The following is an 8,249-nucleotide window of genomic DNA, read 5'->3' on the forward strand; positions in this document are numbered from 1 at the left end:
AAAGCCCTCGACCTGCCGGTCTACGCCGGCCTGATCGAGCGCGAGCTGCAGTGGGGCCGTGCCCAGAGTGGTGACAAGCAGGCCATCGCCAATGCCGTGGTTGACCGCCTGACCGTGGGCGTGGGCACGATGCTGGCCGAGCTGGTACCGGGCCGCGTCTCCACCGAGGTGGACGCCGACCAGGCCCACAACACCGAGGCCACCGTGGCCAAGGCCCGCGAGTTCATCGCCATGTACGAAGCGGCCGGTGTGCCGCGCAGCAAGGTGCTGATCAAGATCGCCGCCACCTGGGCCGGCGTGGAAGCCGCGCGCGTGCTGCAGGCCGAAGGCATCGACTGCAACCTGACCCTGATCTTCAACCCGACCCAGGCCCTGGCCTGTTCGGAAGCCGGTGCCTTCCTGATCTCGCCGTTCGTCGGCCGCATCCTGGACTGGTACGTGGCCAACGGCCAGACCCCGGCCAACATTGACGAAGACCCGGGCGTGCAGTTCGTGCGCGGTGTGTTTGCCGAATTCAAGCGCCGTGGTTCCAGCACGGTGGTGATGGGCGCCTCGTTCCGCTCGACCGCGCAGATCGAAGCGCTGGCTGGTTGCGACCGTTTGACGATCTCGCCGGACCTGCTGGAGAAGCTGGACGCGGACTTCGGCGAGCTGCCGCGCAAGCTGGTGGCGGGTGCTGCTGAAGCGGTGAACGTCGCTGCGATTGATGAAGCGACGTTTGATGCGGATATGGCGGCTGATCCGATGGCTACGGAGAAGCTGGCTACTGGTATTGAGGCGTTTGCGAAGGATCTGCAGGTTTTGCGCCAGCGAATTGCTGATGAGTTGGGCGGCTGACAGCCAAAGCAATGCCTGACCACTCCCTTCTCCCTGCGGGAGAAGAGCCTGTCCCCGCGAAGGCGGGGATGCCCCGAAGGGGCGGATGAGGGTAAGTGCAAAGCCTAGAGACAATTGGCTGCAAGAGGCTTCGCCCCTTACCCTCACCCCAACCCCTCTCCCGCAGGGAGAGGGGCTTTCAGAAGCTTTTCGACACCCGGCTCCCTCTCCCTCGTGCCGGGGTCACCGCAGCCGGTCCCCTGTGCCTGGTTGCGGCTTTTCCAGCTCAGCGCGAAATCATCTCGATGAACCGCGCTACCCGTTTGTACGGCGGCCGCAGCAGATCACTGCCGGCCCGGCGGGTCTGCCACAGCACCGGCAAACGCTTGCTCATCGCATCAAAGCCGGCCTTGCCGTGGTACGCGCCCATGCCGCTTGCCCCAACACCGCCAAACGGCAATCCATTGATAGCGAAGTGCAGCAAGGTGTCGTTGACGGTGACGCCGCCGGCAATGGTCTGGCCGACGATCTTCTCCACCGTCACCTTGTCATGGCTGAAGGGGTACAGGGCCAAGGGCCGGTCGCGGCCATTGATGGTGGCGATGGCCTCGTCCAGTGAGCGATAGCTGCGGATCGGCAGGATCGGCCCGAAGATTTCGTCCTGCATCACTGTCGCATCATCGCCCGGTTGCAGGATCAAGGTCGGTGGGAACAAGCGCTCGCGCCGCGACCGCTCCGCATCGATATCGGCCAACGGCAACACCTGCAGGCCACGCGCACGCGCGTCATCCACATAACCCTGCAGGCGTTGATACTGGCCTTCGTTGATGATGCGGCTGTAATCGCTGGCATCAGCGAAGTCGCCGTAACGCAGCTGCACCTGCGCACGCAGCGCGGCGACCAGTGCATCCACCCGCGCTTCGTCAATCAACACATAATCCGGGGCGATGCAGGTCTGGCCGGCATTGAACCACTTGCCGGTCGCCAGCCGTGCGGCCGCGCCATCCACCGGATAGTCCGCTGCCACCAAGGCCGGTGACTTGCCACCGAGCTCCAGGGTCAAGGGGGTCAGATGCTGCGCGGCGGCCGCCATCACCTTGCGGCCAATCGCGGTGGAGCCGGTGAACACCAGATGGTCGAACGGCAGGCCCGAGAACGCAGAGGCCACGCTGGTATCGCCCTGCACCACCGCCACCCGATCAGCGGGAAATACCTCGGCCAACAGGGACTGCAGGAACGCTGAGCTGTTCGGTGTGTGCTCGGACGGCTTGAGCATCACGTGGTTACCAGCGGCAATCGCCGTCGCCAATGGCACCAGCGCCAGATTGACCGGGTAGTTCCACGGCGAGATCACCCCGACCACGCCCACCGGCACCGGTCGCACCTGCGCCCGCGCCGGCCAGAAGCGCCAGCCCACGCCGATCCGTTCGGGCCGCATCCAGCCCCGCAGGTGCGACAGCAGGTGATCGATCTCACCAGTGACAGTCATGCCATCGGCAATCACCGATTCGTGTTTGGAGCGGTGGCCGAAATCGGCGGCGATGGCCTCGGTCATCTCCGGAATGCGCGCCTTGAACGCGGCACGCAGGCGGCGCAGGTCATCGCGGCGTTGCGGGTAGTCCGGCTTGCGCTGTTGCCAGGTCTCACGCAGTTGCGTCAGGCGCTGCTGCAGCGTGTTTGAACCATCGGTCTGTGGATCCATGGTGCCTCCCCAAGATCAGCGGCCACTGTAAACCCGTGTGTGTTGAGGAGTGAAGGGTTGTTTGCGAGGCAGGCGTGATGTGCTGCGCAAAGCCGGGAGCGAAGGCGGTGGAGCTACCCCAAGATCCCTCCCCTGCGTTTTGCGCCAGGGAGGGATCAAAGGGCGTGACCTGCCAGCCCCCCTTGCACGCCGTTTTTGCCCCCCGTGCGCAAGGCGCAAGGGCGGAGGGAGAAGCGATGCTGTTCGCAAAGAAAGGCCGCCCCCTTTCGGGGGCGGCCTTTGCATTACGCATTGCTCAAGCAATCAGTGCGACGAGGCCTTGCTCGCACCAATGCCGGTTTCCGCACGTACCTGCTGTGCCGGGTAGGCGGCACGCTCGGCCTGTGCGTTCCTGCTCTTGTCGGTGATCGAGAAGAACCAGATGGCGACAAACGCAATCGTCATCGAAAACAGCGCCGGACTGGTGTACGGGAACGGCGCGCTGCCAGCCGGGTTGCCCAGCGTGTCCACCCATACCGACGGCGACAGCAGGGTCAGGATCAGCGACGAGGCCAGGCCCAACGAACCGCCAATCACCGCACCGCGGGTGGTGCAGTCCTTCCACAGCAGCGACAGGATCAGCACCGGGAAGTTGGCCGAGGCCGCGATGGCGAAGGCCAGCGACACCATGAAGGCCACGTTCTGCTTCTCGAACACGATACCCAGCAGCACTGCGATCACGCCCAATGCCAAGGTGGTGATGCGCGACACACGCAGTTCCGAGCCCGGCGGCGGATTGCCCTGCTTGAAGACGGTGGCATACAGGTCATGCGACACCGCCGATGCACCGGACAGCGTCAGGCCTGCCACCACGGCCAGGATGGTGGCGAAGGCCACCGCCGAGATGAAGCCCATGAACATATTGCCGCCCACTGCCTTGCCAACCAGCACCGCGGCCATGTTTGGGCCGCCCTGGATGGTGCCGGTGACCGGGTCCGCATACTCCGGATTGGTCAGCACCAGCGCGATCGCACCGAAGCCGATGATGAAGATCAGGATGTAGAAGTAGCCGATCCAGGTGGTTGCCCAGAGCACCGACTTGCGTGCCTGCTTTGCATCGGGAACGGTGAAGAAACGCATCAGGATGTGCGGCAGGCCAGCGGTACCGAACATCAGTGCCATGCCGAACGAGATCGCCGAGATCGGGTCCTTGACGAAGCCACCTGGCCCCATGATCGCCAGGCCGGTACTTGCTGCTTCCTCCGCACTCTTGCCGCTGTTGGCCGCGATCTGGGTCTTGACCCGCACCGCCTCGCTGAACAGCGCCTCGAAGCTGAAGTTGAAGTGCCACATCACCATCAAGGCCATGAAGGTGACGCCGAACAGCAGCAGGCAGGCCTTGATGATCTGCACCCAGGTGGTGGCGGTCATGCCACCAAACAGCACGTAGACCATCATCAACACGCCAACCAGCGCCACCGCCACCCAGTAATCCAGGCCGAACAGCAGCTTGATCAGCGCACCAGCACCAACCATCTGCGCGATCAGGTAGAACAGCACCACCACCAGCGTGCCCGAGGCCGCGAACATGCGGATCGGCTTCTGCTGGAAACGGTAGCCGGCGACGTCGGCAAAGGTGAAGCGGCCAAGATTACGCAGGCGCTCGGCCATCAGGAAGGTGAGGATGGGCCAACCCACCAGGAAGCCCAGTGCGTAGATCAGGCCGTCGTAACCATTGGTCATCACCGCCGCGGTGATACCCAGGAACGAAGCCGCCGACATGTAATCACCGGCAATGGCCAGGCCGTTCTGGAAGCCGGTGATGCCGCCGCCGGCGGTGTAGAAATCGGAAGCCGACTTGGTGCGGCCCGCCGCCCACTTGGTGATACCCAGGGTAGCCAACACGAAGGTCGCGAACATGATGATCGCGGTCCAGTTGGTGGGCTGGCGCACGGTCTGGCCTATATCGCCACCGGCGGCCAGGGCCGCACCGCTGGCCAGCAGCAGACCGAGCATGGCGCCCGAACGCAACAGCGAATGGTTCATTGTGCGTCCTCCACGATCTGCTGGGTGAGCGCGTCGAATTCCTTGTTGGCGCGACGCACGTAGAAGCCGGTGATGGCGATGGTGAACACCATCAGCCCCAGCGCGATCGGTATACCGACGGTGGTGATCTTGCCCGGGCCAATAGGCGTGGCCAGGAAGGCCTTGTCGAAGGCGATCAGGCCGATATAGCCGTAATAGGCCAGCAGCATGAGGATGGTCAGGGTCCAGCCCAGCTTGTTGCGCGTGCTGCGCAGGCGCTGGTACGCCGGGTTGGAGGCGATCCGCTCAACACGGGGATCGACGGAAGCATTCATCGGGATTCTCCAGGCATTGGGAATGCGAGCGCCATGGCGTGCAGAACACGCCGTGGCGGTGACATGAGTGCTCCCCGTGGGGGTAGGGAGATGCTGCGTACTGCGACTTCGGGGGTGGCAGCGTGCGCCTTGTGCACATGCTGCCGGATGACTCAGAAGCTGTACTTGGTGGTGAACTGCAGGCGACTGATATCGCCCTTCCTGCCGTTCTCGATCTCGCGTACGCCGTACATCAACTCCGCACCGACATCGACCTTGGGCATCGGCGTGTAGAAGATGTTGCCGCGGATCGACTGCACGCTCTTGGTCACCAGGTCGCCGGTGATGGCGGCATTGTTGTCGTAATCGCTGCGGGCGTAGATCAGGTTGGTGCGCAGCTTGGGCGAAAACGCATGGCGCCAGCCGACGTAGGCGGCAACCACGCCAGTGGGATCGATCTCATCGCGGATGGCGTCGTAGCCGCTGTCGGCGGTGATGCCCAGGCCGATGTAGCGGGAAATGCCTTCGCCACCGGTCAGCTGGTAATGCAGGGTATCGGCATCACCCATCAACCATTTGCCGCCAAGGGTAACGCCGCCGGCCACCTTGCTGGCATCGGCACCGGTGGTCTGGTTGTCGAGCTTGAGCTGGCGCAGCAGGCCGGCCACGCCGAACGTGCCCCAGTCACCCTTCCAGCCGTAACGCACGGTCAGGTCCGGCAGCGAGCCACGGTCGGAGTTGGCAACCGCCGGTACGTTCCAGCTTTGGGTAACCGGGTTGTAGGCGCCGGTCAGCGTGGTGGTTTCCGGGTTCTCCAGGGCAACACTCAGGCCGCCATTGGTGTAGCGGATCTGCGCCTGGCGCACGAACACCACGCCATCGGTGGGGCCGACGAAGTCGGCGGCTTCGGGGATGGATGCAGCGTCCATGAAGTTGGACCAGGTCTGGCCGGCCAGCCAGTTGTTCCAGTACATGTAGGCGTGGCGCAGGGTGACGCCATAGGTATTGGTCGCGGTCTGGTTGCCCAGCGCGTTGCCGAAGAAGTCCATCTCGACCATGGCGCCGGCCTTGTCGCCGTTCTCGGCCACATGGTCCACGCCCAGGTTGAAGCGCGAGAACTTGGCGTGGGCGTTGTAGTCCACGTCCGAGGCCTTGCCCGAACCACCGGCGCCATGCACCGGCGTCTGGCCCGGCAGGTACAGCGCGCGGCCGGTGGCATCGTCGGCCAGCTGGCCATCACCGGTACGCGTGGCAAGGAAATCGGCCTTGATGAAGCCGCCAACCTTGAAGGTGGTGCCCGCGGTCGCGCCCGGGGTGATGCTGGTGATCTGGATCGGCTGCTTGCCGGCCGGCACCGCCGGCGCGGCTGCGCGCTCGGCCTGTGCGGTGCGCACCTGCACCACTTCGCTCTGGGTCTGGGCGATGGCGCCCTGCTGTTGCTGCTGGGTGGACAGCAACAACTGCACCTGCCGTTCAAGATCGGCGACGCGTGCTTCCAGCGCCTTCTCTTTTGCGGTTTCGGCAAAGGCCATGCCCGGCGCAACCAGCGCGACAAACAGCGCAGCGGCGAGCGGCCGGCGGGCCGTTTTCAACATGTTTCGATTCATGGGTTCTGCCTCTCTCCAGGCTGGCGAATGGGCCGCACCGGTTGCACGGTCGCAGCCAGCGTGCGCGGGCCGGGTGGCGGGCGGCTATTCGCCATTAGTCGTAAGCAGGCGTCTGTTCGACCATCGTCTAACAAAGGGGGCAGCGCGAGGGGGGGTGGATGCGGCACACTTGGGGTGTCCGCCTCTGTCCCGCGACAGAGCGCATCCATTGGTTACAAGTGCAAAGGTGAGGGTTGCCATGACTGATGTATATCCCGTTGATCCCGCGTTCGCCGAGAAGGCACGGATCGACAAGAACACATACCAGCAGCTGTACCGCGAATCGGTCGAAAACCCCGATGCATTCTGGGCAAAGACCGCCGAGCGCCTGGATTGGTTCAAGAAGCCGACCAGGATCAAGAACGTCAGCTACCAGCTCGACGATTTCCGCATCAAGTGGTTCGAGGACGGCGAGCTCAATGTCAGCGTCAACTGCCTGGACCGGCAGCTGGCCACGCGCGGTGACAAGACCGCCATCCTGTTCGAGCCCGATGGCCCGGACAGCCCGGCGCAGAAGGTCACTTATCGCGAACTGCACGAACGCGTATGCCGCCTGGGCAACGCGCTGCGCAATCTCGGCATCAAGAAGGGTGACCGCGTCACCATCTACCTGCCGATGATCGTCGACGCTGCGGTGGCGATGCTGGCCTGCGCCCGTGTCGGTGCCATCCATTCGGTGGTGTTCGGTGGCTTTGCCGCCAACTCCATTGCCGACCGTGTCGGCGACTGCGCCAGCAAGCTGATCATCACCGCCGACGAAGGCCTGCGCGGCGGCAAGAAGGTGCCGCTGAAGGCCAACGTCGATGCCGCGCTGAAGCTGCCCGGCACCAATACCGTGGAAACCGTGCTGGTGGTGCGCCACACCGGCGGCGCGGTCGACATGCAGGCGCCGCGTGACCGCTGGTTCCACGACGTGGTGGACACCCAGCCGGCCGAGTGCGAACCCGAGCGCATGAACGCGGAAGATCCGCTGTTCATCCTCTATACCTCCGGCTCCACCGGCAAGCCCAAGGGCGTGCTGCACACCAGCGGCGGTTACCTGCTGTATGCGGCCTATACCCACGAAGCCGTGTTCGACCTGCGCGAGGACGACATCTACTGGTGCACCGCCGACGTCGGCTGGGTCACCGGCCACAGCTACATCGTCTACGGCCCGCTGGCCAACGGCGCCACCTCGGTGATGTTCGAGGGCGTGCCCAACTACCCGAATACCTCGCGCTTCTGGGAGGTGATCGACAAGCACCAGGTCACCATCTTCTACACCGCGCCCACCGCCATCCGTGCGCTGATGCGCGAAGGCGAGGAGCCGGTCAAGCGCACCTCGCGCAAGAGCCTGCGCCTGCTCGGCAGCGTGGGTGAGCCGATCAACCCGGAAGCCTGGCGCTGGTATTACGACGTGGTTGGCGATGCACGCTGCCCGATCGTGGACACCTGGTGGCAGACTGAAACCGGCGGCATCCTGATTTCGCCGCTGCCGGGTGCCATCGACCTGAAGCCGGGCTCGGCCACGCTGCCGTTCTTCGGCGTGCAGCCGGCCCTGGTCAGCGCCGACGGCGAGCCGCTGGAAGGCGCCACCGAAGGCAACCTGATCATCCGCGACTCGTGGCCGGGCCAGATGCGTACCGTCTACGGTGACCACCAGCGCTTCATCGACACCTATTTCCGCACCTACCCGGGCAGCTACTTCACCGGCGACGGTTGCCGCCGCGATGAGGACGGCTATTACTGGATCACCGGCCGCGTCGATGACGTGATCAACGTCTCCGG

Annotated in this window: 6 protein-coding genes; 2 read left to right on the forward strand and 4 right to left on the reverse strand. The window is 64.5% G+C overall.

Going from position 1 to position 8,249, the window contains the following annotated elements:
* On the forward strand, positions 1 to 837 hold an 837-nt coding region (locus B2527_RS10370), incomplete at its 5' end, for a transaldolase family protein (RefSeq protein ID WP_293711611.1).
* A 265-nt stretch (positions 838 to 1,102) separates the two neighbouring features.
* On the opposite strand, the gene B2527_RS10375 is transcribed toward B2527_RS10370, so the two are convergent.
* The 4 genes from B2527_RS10375 to B2527_RS10390 all read right to left on the reverse strand — a co-directional run bounded on the left by B2527_RS10375 (position 1,103) and on the right by B2527_RS10390 (position 6,443).
* The gene (locus B2527_RS10375; RefSeq protein ID WP_293711614.1) at positions 1,103 to 2,518 is read right to left on the reverse strand and encodes a coniferyl aldehyde dehydrogenase; all 1,416 of its coding nucleotides are present in this window, start codon (positions 2,516 to 2,518) and stop codon (positions 1,103 to 1,105) included.
* A 303-nt stretch (positions 2,519 to 2,821) separates the two neighbouring features.
* Positions 2,822 to 4,543 (reverse strand): cation acetate symporter, encoded by a 1,722-nt coding sequence (locus tag B2527_RS10380; RefSeq protein ID WP_293711618.1) that lies wholly within the window; start codon positions 4,541 to 4,543, stop codon positions 2,822 to 2,824.
* Positions 4,540 to 4,857: a DUF485 domain-containing protein gene (locus B2527_RS10385; protein ID WP_293711621.1), complete on the reverse strand. Its 318-nt coding sequence runs from the start codon at positions 4,855 to 4,857 to the stop codon at positions 4,540 to 4,542. The genes B2527_RS10380 and B2527_RS10385 overlap by 4 nt, the downstream gene beginning before the upstream one ends.
* Before the next feature lie 152 nt (positions 4,858 to 5,009).
* Complete coding sequence (locus B2527_RS10390; RefSeq protein ID WP_414717066.1) at positions 5,010 to 6,443, reverse strand: DcaP family trimeric outer membrane transporter; 1,434 nt, start codon at positions 6,441 to 6,443, stop codon at positions 5,010 to 5,012.
* Positions 6,444 to 6,681: 238 nt separating this feature from the next.
* Between B2527_RS10390 and acs the strand changes: the two genes are divergently transcribed.
* Positions 6,682 to 8,249, forward strand: a 1,568-nt coding sequence (gene acs, locus B2527_RS10395; protein ID WP_293711625.1) for an acetate--CoA ligase, incomplete at its 3' end; no start/stop codon positions are given.

Origin of the sequence: Stenotrophomonas sp. UBA7606, from assembly GCF_002477705.1 — a bacterium.
Taxonomy (GTDB): domain Bacteria; phylum Pseudomonadota; class Gammaproteobacteria; order Xanthomonadales; family Xanthomonadaceae; genus Stenotrophomonas.

What these genes read in the sequence shown, in the direction of transcription:
- B2527_RS10390 (WP_414717066.1), bottom strand. Translation starts at nt 6,443, where the DNA reads ATGAATCGAAACATGTTGAAAACGGCCCGCCGGCCGCTCGCCGCTGCG.
- B2527_RS10380 (WP_293711618.1), bottom strand. Translation starts at nt 4,543, where the DNA reads ATGAACCATTCGCTGTTGCGTTCGGGCGCCATGCTCGGTCTGCTGCTG.
- B2527_RS10375 (WP_293711614.1), bottom strand. Translation starts at nt 2,518, where the DNA reads ATGGATCCACAGACCGATGGTTCAAACACGCTGCAGCAGCGCCTGACG.
- B2527_RS10385 (WP_293711621.1), bottom strand. Translation starts at nt 4,857, where the DNA reads ATGAATGCTTCCGTCGATCCCCGTGTTGAGCGGATCGCCTCCAACCCG.